Origin of the sequence: Aureimonas phyllosphaerae (genome assembly GCF_047943035.1) — a bacterium.
In the GTDB taxonomy this organism is placed as follows: Bacteria; Pseudomonadota; Alphaproteobacteria; order Rhizobiales; family Rhizobiaceae; genus Aureimonas; species Aureimonas phyllosphaerae.
This window is the reverse complement of sequence record NZ_CP181348.1, coordinates 630,041-654,980: the sequence shown is the minus strand read 5'-3', so window position 1 is coordinate 654,980 and position 24,940 is coordinate 630,041. Positions and strand designations below refer to the sequence as shown.

Sequence of the window (24,940 nt, the reverse complement as noted above, 5' to 3'; positions counted from 1 at the left end):
GTTGCGGGCGGCGACCCAAAAACGCGCACGTCGGGCCCGTGTCAGCCGCCTTCGGCCAAGAACCAGGCGACGAGCTCGGCGCCGTTGCGCACGCCGACAGCCCGCGACAGGCGCAGGCGATGTGCCTCGATCGTGCGCGGCGACAGGCCGATCGCCGCTGCGATCTCGCCATTGGTGCGCCCTTGCGCGACCAGCGCGAGGATCTGGCGCTGGCGGCCGGTCAGTTGCAGCGTCGCGCCGGTGACCGGCCGGTTCAACGGCTGGAAGGCGTAAATCGCCTCAGCGAACGGATCGGCCGCGCGGCGCGATCGCCCGTTGACGCGCGCCCAGAAGCGCCGGCCCATGGCGCCCCGCATGATGCGCTCGTCCTGATAGACTTGGCCGCCCGGCAGATGGCTGCGCCACATCTCGCCGGTGCGCACGAAGTCGTCGAGCGCCGGATAGAGGCGCGAGAAGCTGGCGTCGATCAGATCCCGCCGCTCGAAACCGAAGAGCGCCGCGAACTCCGCGTTGCAGTCGCGGATGATGCGATGGGTCGCAAAGACGAGGGGCACCGGCAGTTCGGCGAGCGCGAAGCGTGGGGCGGCGTCGTCGGACAGGGCGCGTGCGGGCATGCCGTAGAAATACGACTCGCCCCGCCCGGCGGGCAAGCCCTAGCTTGGCTCACAAGACAGGTCCGGCGGGGCCGGCGACGGGGAGGCACGGAGCGTTGCGAAAAGTTCATTCCACGGCGACGGAGGCCCTAGCCGGGCTCCTGCGCGACGACATGGTGGTCATGGCCGGCGGCTTCGGCCTCTGCGGCATTCCCGAAGCCCTGATCGACGCCGTGCAGGAGTCGGGCGTGAAGGGCCTGACGGTCATCTCCAACAATGCGGGCGTCGACGGGATCGGCCTCGGGCGGCTTCTGGCGACACGCCAGATCGCCAAGATGATCTCGTCCTATGTCGGCGAGAACAAGCTCTTCGCGCAGCAGTACCTGTCCGGCGAACTGGAGCTGGAGTTCAACCCGCAGGGCACGCTCGCCGAGCGCATCCGGGCCGGCGGCGCCGGCATTCCCGCCTTCTTCACCAAGACCGGCGTCGGCACCCTGATCGCGGAAGGCAAGGAGGTGCGCGAGTTCGACGGCGAAGCCTACGTCATGGAGCGCGGGCTCTTTGCGGATCTCGCGATCGTCCACGCCCATACGGGCGACGCGCAGGGCAACCTCGTCTATCGAAAGACCGCGCGCAACTTCAATCCGATGATGGCGACGGCGGCCAAGGTGACGGTCGCCGAGGTCGAGCACATGGTGCCGGTCGGCTCGATCGACGCCGACCACATCCACACGCCTGGCATCTTCGTGCAGCGGGTCGTCCACGTGCCGAACCCGGACAAGCACATCGAGCAGCGCACCGTGCGAAAGCGCGAGACGGCCGGCGCACCGGCCGCCGCAGGGGAGGAAATCTGATGGCCTGGACGCGCGACCAGATGGCGGCCCGCGCCGCCCGCGAACTCGAGGACGGGTTCTACGTCAACCTCGGCATCGGCATCCCGACGCTGGTTGCCAATCACATCCCGGAGGGGATCGAGGTGGTGCTCCAGTCCGAGAACGGCATGCTCGGCATGGGTCCCTTCCCCTATGAGGGCGAAGAGGACGCCGATCTCATCAACGCCGGCAAGCAGACCATCACCGAACTGCCGATGACGAGCTTCTTCTCCTCGGCCGACAGTTTCGCGATGATCCGGGGCGGGCACATCGACCTTTCCATCCTCGGCGCCATGCAGGTGGCGGCCAACGGCGATCTCGCCAACTGGATGATCCCCGGCAAGATGGTGAAGGGCATGGGCGGGGCGATGGACCTCGTCGCCGGCGTCAAGCGCGTCGTCGTGGTGATGGAGCACGAGGCCAAGGGCGAATCGAAGCTCCTGCCCGAATGCACCCTGCCGCTGACGGGCGCGCGCGTCGCCGACCTCGTGATCACCGATCTCGGCGTCTTCACGGTGGAGCGCAAGGGGCCGGAGCGGTTGACGCTGATCGAGCTTGCCGACGGCGTGACGCTCGACGAGATCCGGGCGAAGACCGCGGCGAGTTTCGAGGTCGGGCTGTAGGGGCGCGGCGCGACGGGGGTGCTATCGGCTGCCTTGGCGGTCGCCGGCCGGACAGCATCCTCCGGCTCGCCGCACCGACGCATAACACGACGGCGAGACGGCCGGGATAACGTCCCGTCCGCCTCAGAGCGACAGCGGCGTGGTGTAGCCGGTGAGCTCCAGGTAGCCCCGGCCGCCATCCGTCCTTACCGCCCCCTCCCAGTAGACGGGCAGACCGCCGGCCCGCCCGTCGAGTTCCTGGTCGTCGAAGAGGGGCTGGAGGGGCAGGCGTCGCTCGCCCTCGGGCAGGCGGACCACCAGCACCTGCTCCACCGGATAGGTCGCCCCGGTGGCTCCCGAGCGCCAGCGCCGCACCGGCTCGAAGCGGATGTCGTCCGGCCCGAGGCGCACGATCATGCCGTCCGGGCGGCGATACGAGCCGCCGGCAAAGATCGTGTCCTCCTCGCGCCCCCGGATGCGGAAGGCGACGAGCGCGCCGCCGTCGTCGAAGTTCAGCCCGGTCCAGTCCCAGCCCGTCGCGCCGGGCGAGAGGAACTGCGAGGACCATTCGCGATCGAGCCAGGCGCGGCCCGTCACCTCGCGGGTGCGCCCGTCGCGGGTGAGCGTGCCGGCGACGACCAGCTGCGGCAGGGAATAGTAGTAGCTCGCCTCGCCCTCGCCCGTGCCCTTGCGGCTGAAGCCCGCGTCGCCTTGCAGAAAGATTTCCTGCGTCGGCTGGAAGGCGAGCGTGTAGGCGAAGTCCGGTGTCGTGACCTGCGTAGTCCAGCGCCCGTCCGGCTGGCGCGCGAGCCGCCAGTCGCGGATCGCGATCGCGGCATCCCCCGTCGCCGCCTCGGCGAGCCCGAAACCCTCGCGGGCCGAGCGCTCGCCGTGCAGGAGCCGTCCGACGCCGGGGTCCGACAGGGCGGCGTGGGCGAAGAGGACCTGGGCCGGCGCGAAGCGGCTGGGATTGGCCGGGTCGATGCTCGGCCGGGTGCGGAAGAAGGTCACCTGAAAGCCGAGCTCCTCGCCCGTGCCCGTCCGGAGCCAGCCGGTGACGTACCACCATTCGGTGCGGAAATCGGGATGAGCGCCGTGGTCGGCGGGAAAGGAGAGCGGCACGCCGGGTCGCACCACCGGATACTCCTGCGCCCGCGCCGGCAAGACGAGGACGGCAAGCGACAGGAAAAGAGCCAGAGCCACGCGCATCACCAATCCTCCCGAACGGCCTGCACCGCCCCTTGCGCTGTCGCGCGGTGGCCCGCGAGCACGGCCGTCAGCGCCGCGGCGGCGACCAGCACGGCGGCGACAAGTGCCAGCGTCCCCCATGGGACGCGCGTGCCCATGGTCCAATTGAAGCTCTGCGGGTTGATGACGTGGATGAGCACCTGGGCCAGCGCGAGGCCGAGAACGGTGCCGGCGACCGCGCCGACGGTCCCGAGGAGCGCCCCTTCCAGACCCAGCATGGCGCGGATCTGCGGCCGCGAGACGCCGAGATGGCGCAGCATGCCGAACTCGCGGGTGCGCGCCAGCGTCTGCGCCGAGATCGTCGCCGCGACGCCCGACAGGCCGACGAGCATCGCGACCGCCTGCAGGACGTAGGTGACAGTGAAGGAGCGGTCGAAGAGGTCGAGCGCGAAGGCGCGCAGCTCGGCGGGCCGGGCGAGGTTGGCGGGGCTTCCCGGCGGCAGGGCGGCGAGAAGCGCACGGCCGACGGCATCGCCGTCCGCGCCGGGCGCGAGCGTCACGGCCGCCTCGTCGCGCGTCGGATCACCGGTGAGCCGGGTGTAGTCGTCGCTCGCGATCGCCACGGCGCCTTGCTGGCGCGCATAGTCGCGCCAGATGCCGGCCACGAAGAAGCGGGCGTCCTGCCCGATCGGCAGCATGATGGTGGCGCCCGGCCGCCAGTCGTAGAGCCGCGCGGCGGGCTCGGAGACGTAGACCGGCAGGCTCCCGGTCGGGGCCGGCACCTGTGTCGTTTCCACCGAGCGCAGGAGCCCGCCCGTCTCGCCGTCGCGGATGTCGCGGGCGATCAGCACCACGGGCGGGCGATCCGGCGCGACCGAGAGGGGGAGCTGGCGGCTGAACCGGATCGTGCCGACGCCCGGCACCTCGAGAAGGCGCGCCTGCGTCTGCGGATCGAAGCCGCTGCCGGCGCCTGCGCGAAGATAGAGGTCGGCCGAGAGCACGTCGCCGAGCCAGTCGTCGACGGCAGTGCGGAAGCTCGTGACCATGGTCGCCATGGCGATCACGAGGGCCGTCGAGGCGACGATGCCGCAAAGCGCCGTCGCCGCCTCGCCGGGGCTGCCCTGAACGTGGCGGACGGCCAGCTGCGCGGGGACGGCGCGCGGCGGGCGGCGCACCAGCGGCTTCAGGAGCTGGCGCGCGAGCCACGGCACGCCGGCGACGCCGCCCGCCAGCATCAGCGCCATGCCGGCAAAGCCGAGGATGGGCAGGTTCGCGATCGGCGGCGCGAGGCTGGCGAGGACGCCGACGCCGAGGAGAGCCGCGGCGGGGATGATGGGCACGCGGGAGCGCGGATCGACGAGGTCGCCGGCGTTCTTGAGGCTGGCGGCGGGCGCCGCGCGCGAAGCGGCCCGCGCCGGCAGGGCGCTGCCGAGAAGCGCGGCGAGGAGCCCGAGCGCAAAGAACACGCCGGCGGCGACCGGCTGGAACACGACGCGCGCCGCGCCACCCTCGAAGTAGCCGGCGCCGAGATCGCCGCCGAGAAGCCGCAGCGCGAGCGTCGCGAGCCCATAGCCGAGGAGGAGGCCGAGACCCGCGCCGACGATCCCGATCACCAGACCTTCCAGCGTGACCGCGGCGACGACGCCGCCGCGCGGCAGGCCGAGCGTGCGCAGGAGCGCGAAGGTGCGCAGGCGCCGGGCAACCGAGAGCGCCTGCGCCGAGAAGACCAGGAAGCCGCCGGTCAGGAGCGCGACGAGCGCCAGCATGTCGAGATTGACGCGGTAGGCGCGGCTGAGGGCTGAGCCCTGGCGCGCTTCCGTCTCGTCCGTGCCGAGGCTGGCGTTGGCCGGCAGGATCGCGGGGAGGGCGGCCTCGGCGGCTGCCCGGTCGCTCACCGACAGGTCGATGCGGTCGAGGCGGCCCAGCCGGTCGAAGCGCCATTGCGCGGCCGCGATGTCAATCGTCCCGAGCCGCTCCGTGTCGCCCGCCCCATCCAGCGTGCCGGCGATGCGCAGCGGCACGGTGCTCCCGTTGGCCGAGACCTCGATCGTGTCGCCGATCCCGGCGCCGATGCCGGCGAGCGCCGCGCGCGACAGGAAGAGGGCGTCCGCCGAAAAGACCTCGGCGCGGTTCTGGTCGACGCCTTGCGCGTTCAGCCCGATCAGCGTCGGTGTGACGCGGGCGGCGCGCAGGACGTCGAGGCCGAGAAGGGTGAAGGCTGCGCCGCCCGCCCGCGCGTCGAGCGCGACGACCGGGCTCGCGTCCGCGACCCCATCCGCCAGCGCGATCGGCCCGTAGGCCGCCTCGTCGAAGCCGAGGGGGCTCGCCGCCCGCACCTGGAGATCCGCCGCCCCGTTGACCGAGCGCACCGCGCCCTCGAAGGAGGCGAGCGCCGAGCCGTTGACGAGATGGACGGCAAAGCCGAGCGCGACGCCGACGGCGATCGCGAGCGCTGTCAGGAGGAAGCGCGCGGGGTGCGCGCGCGCCTCGCCGACGATCAGCCAGCGCAGGGCGAGGCGGGCCGCCCCGAGGCCGGCGTCAGTCATCGGAGGCCTTCAGGCCTGTCGCGGTCAGGGTCAGGACGCGGTCGGCGACCGCGGCGGTCGCGGGCGAATGGGTGACGATCACGGCCGCGGCGGCGCCTTCGCGCACCGCCGAAGCGAAGAGCTTCAGGACCCGCGCTGCGGTGTCGGGGTCGAGATTGCCGGTCGGCTCGTCGGCGAGGATCAGGGCCGGGCGGTGGACGAGGGCGCGCGCGATGGCGACGCGCTGCAACTCGCCGCCCGATAGATCGCGCGCATAGTCGCCCGCCCGCCCGCCGAGCCCAACGGCGTCGAGAAGCCGCTCGGCCTCCGACGTCGCCCGCGCCGCATCGGGCGAGACGAGCGCCAGCGGCAGCGCGACGTTCTGGCCGAGCGTGAGATAGGGCAGGATGTGGAAGGCCTGGAAGACGAAGCCGATCCGCTCGCGACGAAGCGTCGTGCGCGCCGTCTCGTCGAGGGGCCCAAGCGCGGTGCCGCCGACCTCGACGACGCCGCGATCCGCCTCGTCGAGGCCGGCGAGGATGTTGAGAAGCGTCGACTTGCCGGTGCCCGATTCGCCGACGATCGCGACGAGCTCGCCGCCGGCGACCGCAAGATCGAGACCGGAAAACAGCTCGCGGCCGCCCGGCACGGTCTTGGCGAGGCCTCGAACGACAAGGCGGGCATCGGCTGCGTGGTCGGCGGCGTGGCCGCGGGTCGGATCGGGGGCGAGATCGTTCGGCATCGCGCCGGAAACTGGGGCGTGGCGCCCGGCGATCCAGCCACGCGGCCTGTCGCCGGACGCCGCAGGGTGGTTAGGCGTCGACCTGTCGCAGCCAGTCCCGTGCAAGCGCGAGGTCCATCTGCGACAGGCCGTGGCCGACGGGAAGGACCTCGTGCCGCACCCGGGCGCCGCCCTCGTCCAGCATCGCGGCCAGACGCTCGGCGTTGGCGGCCGGCACGATCGGGTCCATCGCGCCCGACAGCATCAGGACGGGCGTCCCGCCAAGCGCGAAGGCGGGCGGCCGGGCCAGCGGCACCATCGGGCGGATCAGCGCGGCCGCGGCCAGCGCGCCCGGCGCCAGCATCAGGAGCGCGGCCGCGATGTTGGCGCCGTTGGAGAACCCGATCGCGATCGGGGCGGGAAGACCATAGGCCGCGCGCGCCTCCGCCACGAACGCGGCGAGCTCGTGGGCGCGCGCGACGACGTCCGCCTCGTCGAAGACGCCCTCGGCCAGGCGCCGGAAGAAACGCGGCATGCCGTTTTCCAGCACCCGGCCGCGCGGCGACAGGAGCGCGGCGCCGGGGCTCAGCGCCGCGCCGAGCCCGAGAAGATCGCTCTCATCGCCGCCGGTCCCGTGCAGGAGGAGGAGCGGCGCCCCGGACCCGTCGCCGGCGGGCACGAAGCGGTGGATATGCGACAGGGTCGTCTCGCTCATGGCGTCCTCCGGGGAAAGGCGCGGGGCGGCTTTCGGCCGCCCCGCTCAAGGTTTCGTCAGGCCGCCTCGGTGCCGAGATCGGGCAGCACGCTCTCGATGCGGGCGCGGTGGGACTCGAGCCCCGCCGGCAGCTTCAGGGTCTGCCCGAGCGTCGCCACCGGCTCGTCCACGGCAAAGCCCGGCGCGTCGGTCGCGATCTCGAACAGGACATGGCCCGGCTCACGGAAATAGACCGAGCGGAAGTAGTTGCGGTCGCGCTGCTCGGTGACCCCGATCCTGTGGTTCTCGACGAGACGCCTCGCCATCGCCGCCTCCGCCGCATCGTCCGCCGCTCGGAAGGCGACGTGATGGACCGAGCCGGCCCCCGGTCGGGGCTTCAGGAAGCCGCCGACGTCCCGGATGTCGACGATGCCGCCGACCGAAACACCGTCCACCTGGAAGCGCGTGGTCGAGCCCTCCGATCCGAGTTCCCGGAAGCCGAGGACGTCGGTCAGCACCGCGCCGGTCGGCGCCTTCTCCTCCAAAAGGAGGCTCACCGAATGGAAGCCGCGGATCGCGACCTCCGGCGAGATGCCGCCCCCGGTCCAGCCGGGCTCGGTCTCCGCGCCGGGTACGGCGACGAGCGCCAGGTGCATGCCGTCCGGGTCGCGGAAGGCGAGCGCCGTCTCGCCGAAGCGCTTGACCGGCGGGTCGAAGGCGACGCCGCGCTCGATGAAGCGGTGCGTCCAGAAGCCGATCGAGCCCTCCGGCACGCGGAACACGGTCTCCTGCGTCTCGCCGACGCCGAGCCGGCCGGGCGCCGCGTGCTCCCAGGGGAAAAAGGTCAGGATCGTGCCGGGGCTGCCGGCCTCGTCGCCGTAGTAGAGGTGCCAGGTGCCGGGATCGTCGAAATTGACGGTCCGCTTCACCAAGCGAAGCCCGAGCGTGTCGGTGTAGAACCGCACGTTGCGCGCGGCGGGACCGGCGATGGCGGTGACGTGGTGGATGCCGTGGCTCATGTCGGATCTCCATGGATCTCGTTGCGTGGACCCAACATAATCGCAATGGCGGCCCTGCGTCAGGTGCAGCATGATTGCATCCGTGCAATGCTGCGCTTGCAGCTTTGGGAAGGGCAGGAGGCATGGATCTCGATCGACTGGCGTGGGACGACCTGCGGCTCGTCGGCGCGGTGGCCGAGACGGGGACGTTGCCGGCGGCGGCCGACCGGCTTCATGTCGCCCACTCCACCGTGTTCCGGCGGCTGCGCCAGATCGAGGCCGCGATGGGCTGCGCGCTGTTCGAGCGCGGGGGCGCGCGGCTCGTGCCGACGAGCGCCGGCGAGGAAATCGCGGCGGTAGCGCGCACTGTGGCGGAGGCGGTGGACGCCGCCGCGCTCCGCTTCGCGGGCCGCGAGCCGCTGCCGTCCGGCGATGTGCGGGTGACGACCAACGATTCGCTCCTCGTCCATTTCCTGACGCCGCTGTTTGCCGGCTTCCGGCGCCATTGCCCGGCGGTGCGGCTCGATGTCGTGCTCGGCAATCCGGCGCTGAACCTGTCGAAGCGCGATGCGGACGTCGCGATCCGCGCCACCGACCGGCCGCCCGACACGCTGGTCGGCCGCAAGAGCGCCCGCATCGCCTGGGCACTCTACGAGGGGCGAACGGGGACGACGGAGGATTTCGTGTCGCTCGGCGACGCGATGGGCGGCATGGCCGTGGTGCGGCATGTCGCGGCGACAATTCCCCCAGAGCGGATCGGCTACCGCGTCAACACGGTGCTGGGGCTCGCCGAGGCGGTCGAGGCCGGGCTCGGGCGCGGCTACCTGCCCTGCTTCGTCGGCGACGCGCGCGCCTCGCTGCGGCGGCTCGGAGACCCGGACGAGCGCTTCGCGACCGACCTCTGGCTCCTGACCCATGCCGACCTTCGTCACGTGCCGCGCGTGCGCGCGCTGATGGACTACCTCGCCGAGCGGGTCGCGGCCGAGCGCCCGCTTCTCGAAGGCGAGCGGCCGCAGCCCGGCTAACGAAGCGCCGATCGCCGCAGGCTCGAAAACCGGGAACCTCCCGGAATCGCGGTGGATTCGATTCGAATGGAACAGAAATCCACCGTCCCGACCCCAACCCCGACCCCGGACGGCGGCGCGCCGCAGAGGCGCCGCTCGCCACGCCGTGCGTCCTCCGCCCCGGCGGGGGAGGCCCCGACCGAGCTTGTCGCCAAGGCGCGCCTCGTCCACGACCGGCTCTGCGCCGTCTACGGCTGCCCGATCGGCTACTTCCACGACCTCGATCCTTTAAGCGAACTCGTGTCCTCGCTCCTGTCGCACCGGACGCGCAACGCCGACTCGGGGCGCGCCTTCAAGGCGCTGCGGCTGCGGTTTCCCGACTGGGCCGACGTGATCGCCGCGCCGACCCGAGAGGTGGAGGCGCTGATCCACGGGGTGCGATGGCCGGAGCTCAAGGCGCCACGCATCCAGGCGATCCTGGCCGGCGTGCGCGAGCGGACGGGCAATCTCGATCTCGGCTTTCTCGCCGAGATGGCGCCCGAAGCGGCGCGGGCGTGGCTGGAGGCGCTGCCGGGTGTCGGGCCGAAGACCAGCGCCGCGGTCCTCTCCTTCTCGGCGCTGCGCATGCCGGCCCTGCCGGTGGACAGCCATCACCACCGGGTCGCCATCCGGCTCGGACTGATCGGCGCGGAGGTCGCGGTCGGCCCGTCGCATCCCGTTCTGCGCGCGCAACTGCCCGGCGACTGGAGCGCGCAGGACCTCTACGACAACCACGAGGTGCTGATGCTGCACGGGCAGAAGGTCTGCCACCACCGGCGTCCGGCCTGCGGCCGCTGCACGCTCGCAGACATCTGCCCGAGCGCCTTCCAGGTGGACTGACCGCCGGGCCTCTCGATGGGGCCCGGCGGTCATCGTTCGGTCAGAGCGGCCCGTCGATCCGGCTGGGGGCGATCGGGTCGGAGGCCGGGAACGTGTCGTCGAGTGCCTCGTCGAGTTCCTCTTCCTCCGTCATCGGCCGTTCCTGATCGCCCGGCGTGCGCTTGTCCTCGGCGATCGGCGGCAAGGGTGGCGTGTCATCGGGCCGCGCCTTGTCGCCGGTCTGGACGAGTCCATCCTCGCCGATCGGCTCGGGCAGGATCGGGTTGGGGCGGTCGGCGTCGTTCTCTTGCATCGACATGGGTCGTCCTTCTTCGAGATTGTCGCGGTCAGCCGGCACCGGCGTCGTCTCCGATCTCGCCATCGTCCGGCAGGCTTCCCGCGCCGGGGGTGGCATCGGGGTTGGTGAGTTCCGGCTTGGCGTGGGGGCCGGCGCCGGGCGTCTTGGCCTCGTCCTTCGGATCCTGACGGATCTTGGGCTCGGCGCGACCGGAATGGGGGGGCGCACCGTGTGTCTCTCCGCTCATGCTGCCTGTCCTCCGCTGACCTCTTCGGGAGAAGGACGCCGGCGGGCCGGTCGGGGTTCCCGCCGTGTTCGCAATGCAGCCACACGTTCGCGCAAGGCTCGCGGGGAACGCTGGCATGCCGGCACCCACCCAACCGCCGGCAGGAGGCCGCCATGAGGATACGCCTGAGCGAGATCACCGAGGGTCAGGGCGAGATGCTGCGACGGCTCGACGACGGCCCGGCGCGCGACAGCGTCGGCCTCCACACCGGGGACCTCGCCACCGACGAACTGCGCCGCTGCCTCGAGCTTCATGCGCTGGGTCTCGTGTCGGTGGCGATCGGATGGCGCGATACGTGCTGGTTCCGCCTGACGGCATCGGGCCGTCGCCTCGGGCGTCAGCTGCCGGCCTGATCGTCCCACCAGGCGCTGGAGCGATCGAGAAACCGCCGGAGAAGACGATCGCCGTCCGGCGTCAGCACGGACTCGGGATGGAACTGGATCCCGAAGGTCGGATGGGTGCGGTGCGACAGGGCCATGATCTCGCCGGCGGGCGAGCGGGCGGTGACCCGAAGGTGCTCCGCCATCTCGTCCGTTTCGCGCACGATCAGCGAGTGGTAGCGCCCGGCCTCGAGCGGCCGGGCGAGACCCTCGAACAGGTCCTCGCCGTCGTGCTCGAGCAGCGAGGCGCGCCCGTGCATGGGCTCCTCGGCGCGCTCGACGCGACCGCCGAACCGCAGGCCGATCACCTGATGCCCGAGGCACACGCCGAGGATCGGGATCCGGCCCGACAGCGCGCCGACGGCCTCCAGGCAGATGCCCGCCTCCGCCGGGCCGCAGGGGCCGGGCGACAGGACGAGCGCGCGCGGTGCGAGCGCACGGATGCCGGCGAGATCGACCCGGTCGCTGCGCACCACCGAGACCGCCGCGCCGTGCCGCTCGAGATAGCGCGCGAGGTTGTGGGTGAAGCTGTCGTAGTTGTCGAGAACGAGGATCATGGGGCCTCGAACGCGGCGAGGATGCGCGCGGCCTTGGTCTCGGTCTCCGCCCATTCCGCCGGCCCGTCGGACAGGATCGTCACGCCGCCGCCGGTGCCGAACGAGACGGTGCCCAACTCAAACTCCAGCGTGCGGATCGAGATCGACAGGTCCGCCACGCCGCAAAACGAAAGTGCGGCGACCGAGCCGCAATAGAGCCCGCGCGGTGCGCCTTCGATCGTGGCCACGATATCGGTCGCGCGGATCTTCGGCGCGCCGGTGATCGAGCCGCCGGGAAAGGCCGCGGCGATCAGCGCCCCGACGCCGAGGCCCGGCCGGAGACGCCCAGTGACGGCCGACACGAGGTGGTGCAGCCCGGCATAGGATTCCAGCGCGCAAAGCTCGGGCACGTCGACCGAATCCGGCTCGCACACCCGCGACAGGTCGTTGCGCAGGAGATCGACGATCATGACGTTCTCGGCCCGGTCCTTCGTCGAGGCGAGGAGGGCCTCGGCCGCGGCCCGGTCGGCGGCCTCGTCGCCCGCACGCCGGATCGTCCCTTTGATCGGCCGCGTCTCCACATGGCCGTCGCGAAGGCGCAGGAAGAGCTCGGGCGAAGCGGAGGCGACCGTGCGGTGCGGCTCCTCGAGGAAGGCGGCGTAGGGCGCGGGGTTCACGGCGCGCAGCCGCAGATACAGGGCGAACGGGTCAAAGCCCTTTGGCAGCACCGCGCGGAGCCGGCGCGACAGGTTGGCCTGATAGACCTCGCCGTCGAGGATCAGCGCCTTCACGCGCTCGACATCAGCGGCATAAGCGGCAGCGTCGCGGCTCGAACGCCAGAGGGGGGCGGTGGCGGGCAGGGCGTTGAGGGCGGGCGCGGGAGCGGCCAGCGCGGCCTCGAAGAGATCGAGCCGTTCCCCGGCCCGCCGCTGCCGGTCGGCAAAGGGGGCCGCCGCATCGAGCGCGGGCGAGAAGCCGGCGGAGACGAGGCGGGCCGTGCCATCCTCATGGTCGATGACGAGGGCGGTGTCGTAGAGGCCGAAGCCGAGGAGGGAGCGCCGCGGATCGAAGCCCGCCGGCCGGTGCAGGTTCTCGAGGAGATGGCCGGCCTCGAAGTCGATCGTGCCGACGAGACCCCCGGCGAAGGGTGGGGCGCCGGCCTCCCGCTCGCTCCGGTAGCGCCGGAGCAGCGCGTCGAGCGCTTCGAACGGCGGTGGGGCGAGGTGGGCGCCGTCAAGCCGGGCGCCGGAAAGGTCGGCGTCGAAGCGGGCGAAGGGTGCGGCGGCCAGGATCGACCAGCGGCCGTTTCGCGGATGCGGGCGGGCCGAATCCAGCCATGCGAGGCCGCCGAGCCCGCGCAGCCGCGCCGCCGCCTCGGCGGGAGAGGGGATGTCGATCGTCCGCTGCCACATGGAGCGAGGCTCCTACAGCATCCCCCGACAAACCGGTATGGCGAAGTTGGCCTCAGCCGACCCCGGTCGGACCGTCGAGCACGACGCGCACCTTGCGGGTGAGGTCGTGGCGCGAATAGGGCTTGTTGATGATGTCGAACTCGGTGCCGCCGGCGTCCGAGCGCTCCAGCGACGCCTGCGCGTAGCCGGTGGTGAGGAGGATGCGGATGCGCGGGCGCAGCCGCCGCGCCTCGCGCGCCAGCACGACGCCGTTCATCCCGCCGGGCATCACGAGGTCGGAGAACAGCATGTCGAAAGGCTCGCCCGCTTCGAGGCGGCGGAGCGCGGCGAGCGGCGTCGTTTCGACCGTGACCGTGTAGCCCTGGTCCTCCAGCATGTCGCGCGCGAGTTCGGCGACCTCGGCCCGGTCGTCCACCACGAGGATGCGCTCGTGGCCCTGCCGCTCGGTGATGCGCACGCGCTGGGGCGAGACCGTCTCGTCGCCGACCGCCGCGGGAAACAGGAGCTCGACCGTCGTGCCCTCGCCCTCGCGCGAGGTGATGTGCACCGTGCCGCCGGACTGCTTGGCGAAGCCGTAGACCATCGAGAGGCCGAGGCCCGTGCCCTTGCCCTCCTCCTTGGTGGTGAAGAACGGGTCGAGGACGCGGGCCAGCACCTCGCGCGGCATGCCCGATCCCGTGTCCTCGACGCAGACCGAGACGAAGGCGCCCGGCACCACGCCGTCGAGATGGACGGCGTCCTCGATCGAGACCTGCCGGTTGCGCGTGCGGATGCGCACCGTGCCCCCGGCAGACGCCGACATGGCGTCGCGCGCGTTGATCAGGATGTTGAGGAGCGCGACCTCGGCCTGCGTCGGGTCGATGCGGCAGGTGACGAGATCGGACGCGAGATCGGTCTCGACCGTGATCTGGTCGCCGAGCGTGCGCGCGGCGATGTCGCTCATGCCCTTGACGAGGCCATTGAGGTTGACAAGCCGCCCCTCCAGCCGCTGCTTGCGGGCGAACGCCAAGAGCTGCTGCGTCAGCGTGACGGCGCGGGCCGAGGCGGAGCGCACGTTCTCCACCGCGCGCACCGTACGGGCCCGGTCGATTTCCGGCCGGTCGAGCTGGGCCGCGATCACCTCGACATAGCCGGTGACGATCTGCAGGAGGTTGTTGAAATCGTGCGCGATGCCGCCCGTGAGCTGCCCGAGCGCCTCCATCTTCTGCGCCTGCCGCAGCCCTTCCTCGGCGTCGCGCCGGCGCGACACGTCGAGCTGCGAGCCGAAGAAATAGACGAGCTTTCCGTCGGGGTCGTAGACCGGCGAGATGAAGAGCGCGTTCCAGAAGGTCGAGCCGTCCTTGCGGTAGTTCAGGATCTCCGTCGCCATCTCGCTGCGGCTTTCGATCGCAGCCCGCACCTCGGCGATCGTCGCGCGATCGGTGTCCGGCCCCTGCAGGAAGCGGCAGTTGTTGCCGACGATCTCCTCGCGCGAGTAGCCCGTCATCTGGATGAAGGCGTTGTTGGCGAAGACGATGGGGTTGTCGGGCTGGTAGGGATCGGTCACCGTCATCGGCATGCGCGTCGTCTCGACGGCGGCAAAGAAGATGTCGTCATGGCCGTCCAGCCGCCCCGCGGCGCTGGAGCGCACCGTCGGCCGCGGACCGTCGAAAGGCGGGGGGCTGTCGAAACGGTTGGTCATGGCGGCCCTGTGACGACGAGACGGGGGACGGGAGCCGTCCGGTCTGATATGGCTTGCGAGCGAGACATGTTCGCGCGATGCGAACGGGAAAGGCGGTGATGAGCGTTTTCGAACACAATCTGTCGGAGCAGGGCAAGGTCATGCTGGTCGAGGACGATCCGATGATCCGCGCGCTCACTGCCGAGTGGATCGAGGACGCCGGCTACACCGTCTCCGAATTTGCCAATGGTGGCGAGGCCTTGCGTGCCCTCCGCCGCGACGGGACCTGCCATGTGGCGGTGCTCGACCTGTCGCTGCCAGACATGCGCGGCGACGATCTGGCGCAGGCGCTGCGTGCGCTGCAGCCCGATCTCGGGCTTCTGTTTGCGACCGGCAATGTCGACGACCTGTCGGCGGCGGCGCTCGAGGGGCCGCGCACCGGGGTCCTGCGCAAGCCCTATTCAGCCCGCGACCTCGCCGAGGCGATCGGGAGCCTCGCGGCCTGAGTGGCCGCGCCGGGCATCCTCAGTCCTCGACCAGAAGGATGTGCAGCGTGGCCGGTCCGTGGACGCCGATCACGAGGCTGCCCTCGATGTCGGTGGTGCCGCTCGGGCCGGTGACGACGACGAGGTTGCGCGAGCGGGCGAGATCCGCCCCGGCCACCGCATCCTCGAGATAGGCGACGATGTCGCCCGCGCGCAGCACCGCGATGTGATGCAGCGGCAGGAAGGCATCGAGGATCGCCATCTCCGGCCCCGAGCGCAGGACGAGGCTCGCCGTCTCGGCGATCCCCCGCTCCGCCAACGACACGGACACGCGATCGTCGACCTCGACGGAGGCGGCAAGGCCGGCCGCCGGCCAGTCGAGGCGCTCGAGGTCGGGCAGCGGCTGGATTTTCAGCGTGGGCGCAATGCCAAGCGCGGCGAGGCGCCGCGCGCAGGCCGCCGGCACGTCGCCGAGGCTTGCGAGGCGCTCGGAGGATGCGCCCGGCGGCAGGCGCTTCACGGCCGCCTCGAACAGGGTGACGAGATCGTCTTCCGGCAGACGCGGGCGCACGCGCTCGGGCTCTGACAGCAGCGCGTCGGCCTCGGCCCGGATGGCGGCGGGGTCCGCCGGCTGGCCGAGGGCTCGCCCGATCGCGCTGAAGATCGCATCGCGCGCGCTCACCGTCCGCCCTCGCGCTTCTGCCGCGCGGCCTCCCGCTCTAGGAAGGTCGGCCCCGGAGGGGGCGCCGGCATGTCGCGGTGGAGCGTCCAGGCGCCGGCAAGACCCGGAAGCTTCGCGATCGCGCCGCGCCGGCCGCCCATGAAGCGCAGCACCCGACCGGCCATCGCCGTGCCGAGGCGATAGAGGCGCGGACGGGTGGCGGCGAGGGTGAAGAGGCTCAATCCGTAGCGCATCGAGCGCGGCTCCAGCCCTTCGCGCCAGCTCCGCTCGCGCCAGCCCTTGATGAGCGTCGGCAGCGGAATGTCGACCGGGCAGACCTCGCGGCAGCGTCCGTTCAGGGTGCAGGCGTGGGCGAGATCCCGGGTCTTCTCCGTCAGCCCGTCGAAGACCGGGGTGAGCACCGCGCCCATCGGGCCGGGATAGGTGCCGCCATAGGCGTGGCCGCCGATCTGGTTGAAGACCGGGCAATGGTTCATGCAGGCGCCGCAGCGGATGCAGCGGAGCATGTCGCGCAGCGCGTGGTCGGCGAGCATCCTCGTGCGCCCGTTGTCGACGAGGACGATGTGCATCTCCTCCGGCCCGTCGAGATCGCCCGCCCGCTTCGGCCCGGTGTGGAAGGTCGTGTACTGCGTGAGCGCCGCGCCCGTCGCCGAGCGCACGAGAAGCCGCAGCATCATCGCCGCATGGCCCATCGAGGGCACCAGCTTCTCGATGCCGGCCGTCACGATGTGGACGCGCGGCGGCGTCGTCGTCATCTCGGCATTGCCCTCGTTGGTCACGGTGCAGACCGAGCCCGTGTCGGCGACGAGGAAATTGGCGCCGGAGATGCCGACCTCGGCGGTGAGGAAGCGCTGGCGCAGGTGCCGCCTGGCGGAGGCGGCCATGGCTTCCGGCGTTTCCTCGCGGTGCGGCTCGGCGTGGGACGCCTTGAAGAGTTCGGAGATCTGCTCGCGCGTCTTGTGCATGGCCGGCCAGATGATGTGGCTCGGCCGCTCGCCCGCCAGCTGGACGATATGCTCGGCAAGATCCGTCTCGACCCGGCTGATGCCGGCCGCCTCCAGCGCGTGCGGCAGGCCGATCTCCTCGCCGAGCATGGATTTGGAGCGCGTCGCGCTCTTCGCCCCCGCCTTGCGGCAGAGATCGACGACGATGCGGCAGGCCTCGTCCGAGGTCGCGGCGTAATGAACGACCGCCCCGTTCGCCGCGGCGTTGCGCTCGAACTCGGCGAGGTAGTGGCCGAGGTTGGCGACGACGTGGTCCTTGATCTGGCGGCCGCGCTCGCGCGCCACCGCGAAGTCCGGCCACTGGCCGACGATCGCCGCGCGCTTGGTGCGGGCGGTGCCCGTGGTCCGGTCGATCGCGACCTTCAGCCAGTCGTCGGCGAGCGCCTCGCGGGTGCGGGCGTGGAAATCGAGTTCGGCCCGCTGGCTGGTGGCGCTCATCGCTTCGTCTCCCGGCCGGGCGCCTCGCCGATCGCGGGCGTCGCGAGCCGCCCGGTCAGCGCCTCCACCGTGTGGAAGGCCCGGACGCTCGAGCCACGCCGCCCGAGGCGCCCGGCCATGTTCATGAGGCAGCCGAGATCGCCGCCGAGGAGGATGTCGGCCCCGGTGGCCTCGATCGCGCGCGCCTTCTCGTCGACCACGGCGTTGGAGATCGCCGGATATTTCACGCAGAACGTGCCGCCGAAGCCGCAGCACACGTTGGCATCGGGCAGCGGCACCATCTTCAGTCCCGGAACGCTTCCCAAGAGCCGGCGCGGCTGGTCGTGGACGCCAAGTTCGCGCAGGCCCGAGCAGGTGTCGTGATAGGTCGCGCGCGCGACGGCCGGACGGGTCGGCTCGGGATGGAAGCCGAGGACGTCGACGAGGAAGCTCGTGATCTCGAAGGCGCGCGCGGCCAGCCGCTCGGCACGCGGGCCCCAGACCGCATCGCCCGCGAAGGTCTCGGGATAGGTGTGGCGGATCGTGCCGATGCAGGAGCCGGACGGGGCGACGACGTAGTCGTAGCCGTCCAGCGCCTCGATCTGGCGGCGGGCCATCGCCCGGCCGTCCGCCTCGTCGCCGGAGTTGAAGGCGGGCTGGCCGCAGCAGGTCTGGTCGAGGGGCACCTCGACATGGGCGCCGGCCGTGAGCAGCAGCTCGCGCGTCGCCTCGGCGACGGCCGGGCGCATCACGTTGACGAGGCAGGTCACGAAGAGCGCGACGCGCGGCGCTTCGCCGGCGGGCGGGCGCCCCGGCGTCGGATGGGTCTGCGCGGTCATGTCCTCGGCCAGTCCTCCCCAGCGATCCGCTTCGGTTGTGGAGCCGGCCGCCCGGCGTTGCAAGCCGCTTCTCAAGCGCCCCGTACACCATGCCCGGGGATGCCTCCGTCTGTCATGAGAGTTTCGCTTGGCGATCGGCGCAACCCATGCTTAACTTTTCCTCAACAGCAACGGAGGCCCAAGAAATGTTCGTTGTGCGCATGGACTACGAGGACGTCCGCAAGTTTCAGGCCTTCCGCTCGGTGGTGGACGCGCGCGCCCATGCCCGCCGCTGCCGTCAGGAAGACGACCTCGGCGAGGTCGGCATCCGCATCTTCGACGTGCCCGACACGGTGGACGCCGAGATCGCGGTGATGGCGGTGCGCGACGGGCTGGGCATTCCGGTCGGCGAGGCGGAGCCCGACGCGGCGCTGATCCTCGCCTCGATGGGGCTCGGAACCGGCCTGCGGATCTGACGATCTGTCGCACTGTTTGGGAACGCTGCGGCGTTCTGTCCGTTTTGCTCACCTGCAACCGGACAGGAGCCGTTTCCCATGGCAACCGATGCATTCCAGCAAGGCAAGCTCGCCTTCCAGAACAACGTGCCGAAGTCGGCCTGCGAATATCCGGCCGGCTCGACGCTGCGCAATGAATGGATGGAGGGTTGGACGCAGGGGCTGAACGCACGCCCGGCGGACCATTCCCACGACGCCGGTCACGAGGGCGAAACGCGCCACTGACGGCTCACCCGACCCCTTATCTCATCACGTCCTCGTGAGGCTGGCGGAGCGATCCGTCGGCCTTGCGGCATTCTGCCTGAAGCCGCCGGCCATACACTGGCCGGATGTGTCGCGCGCCATAGGTTCTGAAGAGACGGGCGACGGCTCCTTGAGCATGTCGACCTTCGAGGGGGATCGCGGCGCGGGGGCGCCTTGTCGGTCCGAGCATGGGGGCCGACCTGAAACGCTTGCACACCCAATCTGCGTGGATCGCCCGATCGGTTGCCCTGGCCGGGGCCGCCCTCGTGCTTGCCGCCTGTCGAGGCCCGCAGTCGACCTTCGATCCGGCGGGCACCGAGTCCGCCGAGGTCCTTCACCTCTTCTGGTGGATGCTGGGCGGCGCCGTCCTGATCTGGCTCTTCGTCATGGGCCTGTCGGTCTATGCGACGAAAGCGCATCCCAAGGCGCATAGCGAGCGGACCGGCACCAAGTTGATCCTTTGGGGCGGCGTCGCCTTTCCCGTGGTCGTCCTCACCGCGCTTCTCGTCTTCGGCCTCCAGATGATGCCGGGCTTTCGCGCGCCCGCTGATGGGCCGCGCATCGCGGTCTCGGGCGAGCGCTTCTGGTGGCGGGTGCACTACGAGGCGCCCGACACGCCGGGCGTCGCCAAGTTCCTGTCGGGCAAGGGCGTGCCTTCGGCCAACGAACTCTGGATCCCGGTCGGCAAGCGTACCGAGATCCTGCTGTCGAGCCCCGACGTCATCCATTCCTTCTGGGTGCCCAACATCGCCGGCAAGGTCGACACGATCCCCGGCCGCATCACGCGCATCGTCCTCGATCCGACCCGCACCGGTACGTTCCACGGCATCTGCGCCGAGTTCTGCGGCGACGCGCACGCGCAGATGCGCTTCGTGGTGAAGGTCGTCTCGGAGGCCGACTTCGCCGCGCGCGTCGAGGCCGAGCGGGCGCCCGCCGCCGTCCTCGATCATCCCGGCCGCACCGCCTTCGAGGCGAACGGCTGCGGCGCCTGCCATCAGGTGCGCGGCACGGGCTCGGTGGGCCTCGTCGGCCCCGACCTCACGCATCTGGCTTCACGTGAAACACTGGGCGCCGGCATCCTGCCGATGACCGTCGACAACATCCAGCGCTTCATTGCGCTCACCGAACACGAGAAGCCGGGCGTCCAGATGCCGTCGTTCGCGACGCTGCCGCAGGCCGAGACCCGTTCCATGGCCGAATGGCTGGAGACTCTGAAATGAGCGCGGCCGTCGAACTCAACGCCATGCGTCGTCCGGGAGACCCGGATCAGGAGGACGAGGCCGTCCGCAAGGGGCAGCAGGAGCGCCTGATCAAGGTCTGGGACACCCCGCCCGGCTGGCGCTACTGGTCCGACGTCAACAACACGACGGTCGGCGTCTGGTACACGGTCACCTCCTTCGCCTTCATGCTGTTCGCGGGCGTCCTCGGCCTGATGATCCGGGTGCAGCTGGCGGTGCCCGAAAACGACTTCCTGTCGGCGACGATGTACAACCAGGTGTACACGCTGCACGGCACGGTGATGATGTTCCTCTTCGCCGTCCCGATCTTCGAGGCGGTGGCGGTGATCCTCCTGCCACAGATGCTGGGCGCGCGCGACCTGCCGTTCCCGCGCCTGTCAGCCTTCGGCTACTGGTGCTTCCTGATCGGCGGCATCTTCGTGTGCGGCTCGATCTTCTTCGGACAGGCGCCCAATTCCGGCTGGTTCATGTATCCGCCGCTGACCACGCAGGCGCGTTTCACGCCGGGCTACGGCGCCGACATCTGGCTGCTCGGCCTGTCCTTCATCGAGGTCGCCTCGATCGCGGCAGCGGTGGAGCTCATCGTCGGCGCGCTGAAGTGCCGCCCGCCGGGCATGCGCCTCAACCTCATGCCGCTCTACGCCTGGTACGTCCTGGTCGTCGCGGCGATGATCCTCTTCGCCTTCCCGCCGCTGATCGCCGGCGACATCCTGTTCGAAATGGAGCGCCTGTTCGACTGGCCCTTCTTCGACCCGACGCGCGGCGGCGACCCGATGCTGTGGCAGCATCTGTTCTGGATCTTCGGCCATCCGGAGGTCTACATCATCTTCCTGCCGGCGATCGCGCTGCTGGCGATGATCATCCCGACCTTCGCGCGGCGCCCGCTGCTCGGCTATTCCTGGATCGTGCTGGCGGCGGTCGGCACCGGCTTCTTGAGCTTCGGGCTCTGGGTCCACCACATGTTCACGACGGGCCTTCCGGCGATCTCGCTCGGTTTCTTCTCGGCGGCGTCCGAGGCCGTCGCGATCCCCACGGGCGTCCAGATCTTCGTGTTCCTCGCCACCTGCCTTGCCGGCAACGTCATCTATTCCGTGCCGATGCTCTTCGTGTCGGGCGCGCTCGGCATCTTCGTGCTCGGCGGCCTCACCGGCGTCATGGTGGCGCTGGCGCCTTTCGACTGGCAGGTGCACGACACCTACTTCGTGGTGGCCCACCTCCACTACGTGATCCTCGGAGGTGTCCTCTTTCCGATCGTCGCCGGCATCTACTATTACTGGCCGATCGTCTCCTCGCGGAAGCTCCACGACAAGGCGGGCAAGATCGCGTTCTGGCTGATGTTCATCGGCTTCAACGTCGCGTTCTTCCCGATGCACTATTCCGGCATGATCGGCATGCCGCGACGGGTCTACACCTACCCCGCGGCGCTGGGGCTCGAGATCCCGAACCTCATCTCCACCGTCGGCGCCTTCGTCTTCGCCGCCGGCTTCCTCGTCGTCGTCGCCGACATGCTGCGGCCACGCAAGGACCCCTACGCCGACCGCAACCCCTGGAACGCCGGCACCATCGAGTGGTCGGGCGAGATCCCGGACCAGCCCTGGGGCGTGCGCTCGGTGCCGATCGTCAAGTCGCGCTATCCCCTCTGGGATCAGCCGGGCTTCGTCGACGACATGGACAAGGGGCGCTTCTACCTGCCGGACGCCGAGGAGGGAAAGCGCGAGACGCTGGTGACCAGCGTCCTCGATGCCGAGCCGATCCAGTGCCTGCGCGTGCCGGGACCCTCGTTCGTGCCGATGTGGGCGGCGATCTTCCTCGGCTCCTGCTTCATCGCCGCGACCTTCCACCTCTGGACGGTGACGATCGCGGCGCTCGTCATCGCGATCGCGGTGATCCTGTTCTGGCTCTGGAAGGCGACGGCCGTCGTCCCGGAGAAGGAGACGAAATACGTCGGCCTCGGACTGGAACTCCCGATCTACGTGTCGGGGCCGCATTCGGTGTCGTGGTGGGCGATGTTCATCACCATGCTGGGCGACGCGACGGCCTTCCTGTCGCTGTGCTTCGGCTACTATTTCTTCTTCACCGTCCATGCCGACTTCCCGCCGGCCGGGACGCAAGGCCCCGGCGTCCTGTGGCCGACCGTCTCGCTGGCGCTCTTCGCGCTCGCCTGGGGCGCCTGCCTCGTCTCGCACCGCGTCCTGAAGGGCGGCGGCGTCATGGGCGCCCGCGCGCTCCTCGGGCTCTCGTTCCTCGCCTCGCTCGGCGCGGGTGCAGCGCTTCTCTGGGGGCCGCATGCGACAGGGCTCCAGCCGACCGCCCACGTCTATCCCGCGACCGTCTGGATCCTCGCCATCTGGACCGCGATCCACGCCTTCGTCGGAACGCTGATGGTCGGCTACTGCCTCGCCCGCTCGTTCCGGGGCTTCCTCACGCCGCGCCACGACATCGACCTGTCAAACGTGACGCTCTACTGGCACTTCGCCATGGCGACCGGCCTCGTGACGGTGGCCACCATCGCCTACTTCCCGCTTGTCGCCGGTGGAGGCGTCTGATGCTCGGTCTGCGACGCGGCACGCGCGACAGTCTCATCACCATGATCGCGACGCCCACGGTGTGGGCGCTGCATTTCCTGTTCTGCTACATCGCGGCCGCGGTGGTCTGCGCGCCCAACACCAATATCTTCGAGCCGATCGGCGGCGTGCGCGCGACGATCGCGGTGGCGACCTTCGCCAGCCTCGTCTTCTGCTGGTTCGCCGGGATCCGGGCCTGGCGCGAGTGGAAGCAGGCGGGCGGCAAGCCGCCGCACGACAAGCCGACCGACGACGACCGCGAACGGCAGATGGAACTGGCCTCCGTGCTCCTCTCGGGCCTGTCGTTCCTCGCCATCATCTTCACCGCGCTGCCGGCGCTGCTCGTGGCGGACTGCCGGTGAGCCCCGCCCTCAGCCGCCACGGGCCGCTCGCGGCCGGCCTCGCGCTTCTCCTGTTCCTTTGGGCGGGACCGTTGGTCGGGCGTGCCGAGACCTCGTTCGCCGCGCACATGATCCTCCACATGGGCCTCGTCGCCGTCGCGGCCCCCATCCTCGCCTTCGGGCTGACGCGCTCGGTGCCGGCGCTCGGCGCGCGCATCTCGCCGCGCTTTGCGATCCTCGCCGCCCTCGCCGAGTTCGTGCTGGTCTGGTCCTGGCACGCCCCGGCACTGCACGACGCGGCGCGCCGCGAGACATGGGTGCTCGTGATCGAGCAGGCCTCATTCCTGACGGCGGGCCTCCTCGTCTGGACGGCCGCCTTCGGCACGGCCGAGGGCGCGCGCGGGGCCCGGGCGGCCGGAGTCGCCGCCCTCCTGATGACCTCGATGCACATGACCCTTCTCGGCGCTCTTCTCCTCTTCGCGCCCCGCCCGCTCTATGCCTGCGGCGATCTCTGCTCGCCGCTCAGCACCCTGACGCCGCTCGAGGACCAGCAGCTCGGCGGCGTCCTGATGCTGATCGTCGGCGGCTCGGCCTATCTCGTGGGCGGCCTGTCGCTGCTCGCCCGTCTCCTCAACGAAAAGCGCGACGCGCAGGTGCCGGCATGAAGTGGACGCTGACGATCCGCCCCTGGCACCTCGTGGCCGCGCCCTTTGCGGCGGTCGGGGCCGCCCTTCTCGTCGGCGGCTCGGGCCTCGTGTCGGTCGCCGCCAATACCGGCCATTTCGCGCCCGTCGAGTGGTTCCTGCACTGGACGCTGCAGCGCGCCGTCGACACACAGTCGCTGCCGATCTCCAAGCCCGACGACGTGTCGCTCGAGGACCCGCTCCTCGTGCAGCGCGTCGCCGGCCACTTCGCCAGCGGCTGCGCGCCTTGCCACGGTGCGCCGGGCGAACTCCAGACACCGGTCGCGCGCGCGATGATGCCGCCCGTGCCACGTCTTGAGAACCAGGTCGGCGAATGGCGCGACCGCGAACTGTTCTGGATCGGCCGGCACGGCATCAAGTATTCCGGCATGCCGTCCTGGTCGACGCAGGACCGCCCCGACGAGGTCTGGGCGCTGGTCGCCTTCCTGCGCGCGCTGCCCGACATGACGCCTGAGCGCTACCGCGAGCTCGCCTATGGACGGCCGAGCGCCGAGCCGGGTCGCCCCGGCCTCCAGGCGCTGGGGCAGGCGGACGACACGGCGCTCGCCGACTGCGCCCGCTGCCATGGCGAGGACGGGCGTGGCGTCGGTCCCGCGGGCAGCTTCCCGCCGATCGGCGGCCAGTCGGAGGAGTATCTCTTCCGCACGCTCCAGGCCTTCTCGTCCGGCACGCGCCAGAGCGGCATCATGACGCCCGCCGCCGGTATCCACGACGAGGCGACGCTGCGACGCCTGGCTGCCCACTATGCCGCGCAGGCGCCGATCCCGGCACCGGCGGGGCCGCTCGGGCCCCCGGCGGGCGTCGCGATCGGCTACGAGGGCGCCGTGCGCCTGCCGCGCGGCTCGATCGGGCCGGACGCGCCCGCGGACGAGCCGGTGCCGACGGGCCCGGAGGCGGCGGTCGATCCGTCAGCCGCCCACGGCTACCCCGTCTCGACGAGCGGCCTGATGGAGCTTGGCCGCCGGATCGCCGAAGAGGGCCTGCCGCGCCAGAAGCTCGCCGCCTGCCAGACCTGCCACGGCGCCGATGCGGCTGCCACCAACCCGCTCTATCCGCGCCTCGACGGCCTGCCGGAATGGTACACCGCGACCCATCTCCAGATGTGGAAGGACCGCCATCGCGGCGGCACGCCGCTCGCCCACATCATGGAGACGATCGCGATCAACCTCACCGAGGAGCAGATCGACGCACTGGCGCTCTGGTACTCGCGGCGCGGCGACTGACGGGGCGGGCGCTTCCGAAGGCGCGCCCTTTCCGGCATGAAGAAGGTCCGACCGATTCGCGGGAGAAGGACCGGGACCC

At 71.0% G+C, this 24,940-nt stretch carries 27 protein-coding genes; 13 read left to right on the top strand and 14 right to left on the bottom strand.

The features are described from left to right. Nucleotides 1–41 precede the first annotated feature (41 nt). Nucleotides 42–614, bottom strand: a complete 573-nt coding sequence (locus tag ACLNGM_RS02960; RefSeq protein WP_416357118.1) for a helix-turn-helix transcriptional regulator — start codon at nucleotides 612–614, stop codon at nucleotides 42–44. 152 nt (nucleotides 615–766) lie between these two features. Here ACLNGM_RS02960 and ACLNGM_RS02955 point away from each other — a divergent pair, with 152 nt between their 5' ends. Beyond that, nucleotides 767–1,447 (top strand): CoA transferase subunit A, encoded by a 681-nt coding sequence (locus tag ACLNGM_RS02955; RefSeq protein ID WP_416358375.1) that lies wholly within the window; start codon nucleotides 767–769, stop codon nucleotides 1,445–1,447. Then, nucleotides 1,447–2,088 carry a 3-oxoacid CoA-transferase subunit B gene (locus tag ACLNGM_RS02950; RefSeq protein WP_416357117.1) on the top strand — a complete coding sequence of 214 codons (642 nt, stop codon included), beginning with the start codon at nucleotides 1,447–1,449 and terminating at the stop codon, nucleotides 2,086–2,088. Before ACLNGM_RS02955 ends, ACLNGM_RS02950 begins: the two co-directional genes overlap by 1 nt. Before the next feature lie 123 nt (nucleotides 2,089–2,211). On the opposite strand, the gene ACLNGM_RS02945 is transcribed toward ACLNGM_RS02950, so the two are convergent. The 5 genes from ACLNGM_RS02945 to ACLNGM_RS02925 form a co-directional block, all read right to left on the bottom strand. Further along, complete coding sequence (locus ACLNGM_RS02945; RefSeq protein WP_416357116.1) at nucleotides 2,212–3,276, bottom strand: lipocalin-like domain-containing protein; 1,065 nt, start codon at nucleotides 3,274–3,276, stop codon at nucleotides 2,212–2,214. Further along, nucleotides 3,276–5,801 carry an FtsX-like permease family protein gene (locus ACLNGM_RS02940; protein ID WP_416357115.1) on the bottom strand — a complete coding sequence of 842 codons (2,526 nt, stop codon included), beginning with the start codon at nucleotides 5,799–5,801 and terminating at the stop codon, nucleotides 3,276–3,278. Before ACLNGM_RS02940 ends, ACLNGM_RS02945 begins: the two co-directional genes overlap by 1 nt. Further along, entirely contained in the window at nucleotides 5,794–6,522 is a 729-nt protein-coding gene (locus ACLNGM_RS02935) for an ABC transporter ATP-binding protein (protein WP_416357114.1), read from the bottom strand. Before ACLNGM_RS02935 ends, ACLNGM_RS02940 begins: the two co-directional genes overlap by 8 nt. Before the next feature lie 70 nt (nucleotides 6,523–6,592). After that, nucleotides 6,593–7,216 (bottom strand): alpha/beta hydrolase, encoded by a 624-nt coding sequence (locus ACLNGM_RS02930; protein WP_416357113.1) that lies wholly within the window; start codon nucleotides 7,214–7,216, stop codon nucleotides 6,593–6,595. A gap of 56 nt (nucleotides 7,217–7,272) precedes the next feature. After that, nucleotides 7,273–8,214 carry a VOC family protein gene (locus ACLNGM_RS02925; RefSeq protein WP_416357112.1) on the bottom strand — a complete coding sequence of 314 codons (942 nt, stop codon included), beginning with the start codon at nucleotides 8,212–8,214 and terminating at the stop codon, nucleotides 7,273–7,275. Between the two features lie 122 nt (nucleotides 8,215–8,336). Here ACLNGM_RS02925 and ACLNGM_RS02920 point away from each other — a divergent pair, with 122 nt between their 5' ends. Both ACLNGM_RS02920 and ACLNGM_RS02915 read left to right on the top strand, forming a co-directional pair. Continuing rightward, the gene (locus tag ACLNGM_RS02920; protein ID WP_416357111.1) at nucleotides 8,337–9,218 is read left to right on the top strand and encodes a LysR family transcriptional regulator; all 882 of its coding nucleotides are present in this window, start codon (nucleotides 8,337–8,339) and stop codon (nucleotides 9,216–9,218) included. Nucleotides 9,219–9,284: 66 nt separating this feature from the next. Next, nucleotides 9,285–10,076 carry an endonuclease III domain-containing protein gene (locus tag ACLNGM_RS02915; RefSeq protein ID WP_416357110.1) on the top strand — a complete coding sequence of 264 codons (792 nt, stop codon included), beginning with the start codon at nucleotides 9,285–9,287 and terminating at the stop codon, nucleotides 10,074–10,076. A 40-nt stretch (nucleotides 10,077–10,116) separates the two neighbouring features. Here the strand turns inward: ACLNGM_RS02915 and ACLNGM_RS02910 are convergent, their stop codons facing one another. Beyond that, nucleotides 10,117–10,374: a hypothetical protein gene (locus ACLNGM_RS02910; RefSeq protein WP_416357109.1), complete on the bottom strand. Its 258-nt coding sequence runs from the start codon at nucleotides 10,372–10,374 to the stop codon at nucleotides 10,117–10,119. Between the two features lie 28 nt (nucleotides 10,375–10,402). Beyond that, the gene (locus ACLNGM_RS02905) at nucleotides 10,403–10,600 is read right to left on the bottom strand and encodes a hypothetical protein (RefSeq protein WP_416357108.1); all 198 of its coding nucleotides are present in this window, start codon (nucleotides 10,598–10,600) and stop codon (nucleotides 10,403–10,405) included. Nucleotides 10,601–10,752: 152 nt separating this feature from the next. Between ACLNGM_RS02905 and ACLNGM_RS02900 the strand changes: the two genes are divergently transcribed. Next, nucleotides 10,753–10,992: a hypothetical protein gene (locus ACLNGM_RS02900; protein ID WP_090965814.1), complete on the top strand. Its 240-nt coding sequence runs from the start codon at nucleotides 10,753–10,755 to the stop codon at nucleotides 10,990–10,992. Here the strand turns inward: ACLNGM_RS02900 and ACLNGM_RS02895 are convergent. Genes ACLNGM_RS02895 through ACLNGM_RS02885 form a run of 3 tightly spaced genes read right to left on the bottom strand, consistent with a single transcriptional unit; the run spans nucleotide 10,977 to nucleotide 14,648 of the window. After that, nucleotides 10,977–11,576, bottom strand: a complete 600-nt coding sequence (locus ACLNGM_RS02895) for an anthranilate synthase component II (protein WP_416357107.1) — start codon at nucleotides 11,574–11,576, stop codon at nucleotides 10,977–10,979. The two genes, ACLNGM_RS02900 and ACLNGM_RS02895, sit on opposite strands and share 16 nt — an antisense overlap. Next, entirely contained in the window at nucleotides 11,573–12,967 is a 1,395-nt protein-coding gene (locus tag ACLNGM_RS02890; protein ID WP_416357106.1) for an anthranilate synthase component I family protein, read from the bottom strand. Before ACLNGM_RS02890 ends, ACLNGM_RS02895 begins: the two co-directional genes overlap by 4 nt. A 52-nt stretch (nucleotides 12,968–13,019) precedes the next feature. Continuing rightward, the gene (locus tag ACLNGM_RS02885) at nucleotides 13,020–14,648 is read right to left on the bottom strand and encodes a histidine kinase famiy protein (RefSeq protein ID WP_416357105.1); all 1,629 of its coding nucleotides are present in this window, start codon (nucleotides 14,646–14,648) and stop codon (nucleotides 13,020–13,022) included. 98 nt (nucleotides 14,649–14,746) lie between these two features. Here ACLNGM_RS02885 and ACLNGM_RS02880 point away from each other — a divergent pair, with 98 nt between their 5' ends. After that, the gene (locus tag ACLNGM_RS02880; protein ID WP_416357104.1) at nucleotides 14,747–15,133 is read left to right on the top strand and encodes a response regulator; all 387 of its coding nucleotides are present in this window, start codon (nucleotides 14,747–14,749) and stop codon (nucleotides 15,131–15,133) included. Nucleotides 15,134–15,152: 19 nt separating this feature from the next. Here the strand turns inward: ACLNGM_RS02880 and ACLNGM_RS02875 are convergent, their stop codons facing one another. The 3 genes from ACLNGM_RS02875 to ACLNGM_RS02865 are packed head-to-tail and all read right to left on the bottom strand — an operon-like array spanning nucleotide 15,153 to nucleotide 18,054. Continuing rightward, on the bottom strand, nucleotides 15,153–15,794 hold the full coding sequence (locus ACLNGM_RS02875) for a LutC/YkgG family protein (protein ID WP_416357103.1): 642 nt from the start codon (nucleotides 15,792–15,794) through the stop codon (nucleotides 15,153–15,155). Beyond that, nucleotides 15,791–17,236, bottom strand: coding sequence for a LutB/LldF family L-lactate oxidation iron-sulfur protein (locus ACLNGM_RS02870; protein ID WP_416357102.1), 1,446 nt, complete (start codon nucleotides 17,234–17,236; stop codon nucleotides 15,791–15,793). The genes ACLNGM_RS02875 and ACLNGM_RS02870 overlap by 4 nt, the downstream gene beginning before the upstream one ends. Then, a complete protein-coding gene (locus tag ACLNGM_RS02865; RefSeq protein ID WP_416357101.1) occupies nucleotides 17,233–18,054 on the bottom strand; it encodes a (Fe-S)-binding protein in 822 nt (273 codons plus the stop codon). Before ACLNGM_RS02865 ends, ACLNGM_RS02870 begins: the two co-directional genes overlap by 4 nt. 185 nt (nucleotides 18,055–18,239) lie before the next feature. Here ACLNGM_RS02865 and ACLNGM_RS02860 point away from each other — a divergent pair, with 185 nt between their 5' ends. The 7 genes from ACLNGM_RS02860 to ACLNGM_RS02830 all read left to right on the top strand — a co-directional run bounded on the left by ACLNGM_RS02860 (nucleotide 18,240) and on the right by ACLNGM_RS02830 (nucleotide 24,861). Next, nucleotides 18,240–18,509: a hypothetical protein gene (locus ACLNGM_RS02860; RefSeq protein ID WP_090965798.1), complete on the top strand. Its 270-nt coding sequence runs from the start codon at nucleotides 18,240–18,242 to the stop codon at nucleotides 18,507–18,509. Nucleotides 18,510–18,587: 78 nt separating this feature from the next. After that, nucleotides 18,588–18,773, top strand: a complete 186-nt coding sequence (locus tag ACLNGM_RS02855; protein ID WP_055885364.1) for an Rmf/CrpP family protein — start codon at nucleotides 18,588–18,590, stop codon at nucleotides 18,771–18,773. A 227-nt stretch (nucleotides 18,774–19,000) separates the two neighbouring features. Further along, on the top strand, nucleotides 19,001–20,011 hold the full coding sequence (locus ACLNGM_RS02850) for a cytochrome c oxidase subunit II (protein WP_416357100.1): 1,011 nt from the start codon (nucleotides 19,001–19,003) through the stop codon (nucleotides 20,009–20,011). A 23-nt stretch (nucleotides 20,012–20,034) separates the two neighbouring features. Continuing rightward, nucleotides 20,035–22,575, top strand: a complete 2,541-nt coding sequence (ctaD, locus tag ACLNGM_RS02845; protein ID WP_416358374.1) for a cytochrome c oxidase subunit I — start codon at nucleotides 20,035–20,037, stop codon at nucleotides 22,573–22,575. Further along, the gene (locus ACLNGM_RS02840) at nucleotides 22,575–22,955 is read left to right on the top strand and encodes a hypothetical protein (RefSeq protein ID WP_416357099.1); all 381 of its coding nucleotides are present in this window, start codon (nucleotides 22,575–22,577) and stop codon (nucleotides 22,953–22,955) included. Before ctaD ends, ACLNGM_RS02840 begins: the two co-directional genes overlap by 1 nt. Next, complete coding sequence (locus ACLNGM_RS02835; RefSeq protein WP_416357098.1) at nucleotides 22,952–23,599, top strand: cytochrome c oxidase assembly protein; 648 nt, start codon at nucleotides 22,952–22,954, stop codon at nucleotides 23,597–23,599. The genes ACLNGM_RS02840 and ACLNGM_RS02835 overlap by 4 nt, the downstream gene beginning before the upstream one ends. Next, entirely contained in the window at nucleotides 23,596–24,861 is a 1,266-nt protein-coding gene (locus ACLNGM_RS02830) for a c-type cytochrome (RefSeq protein WP_416357097.1), read from the top strand. Before ACLNGM_RS02835 ends, ACLNGM_RS02830 begins: the two co-directional genes overlap by 4 nt. The last annotated feature ends 79 nt before the right edge of the window (nucleotides 24,862–24,940 follow it).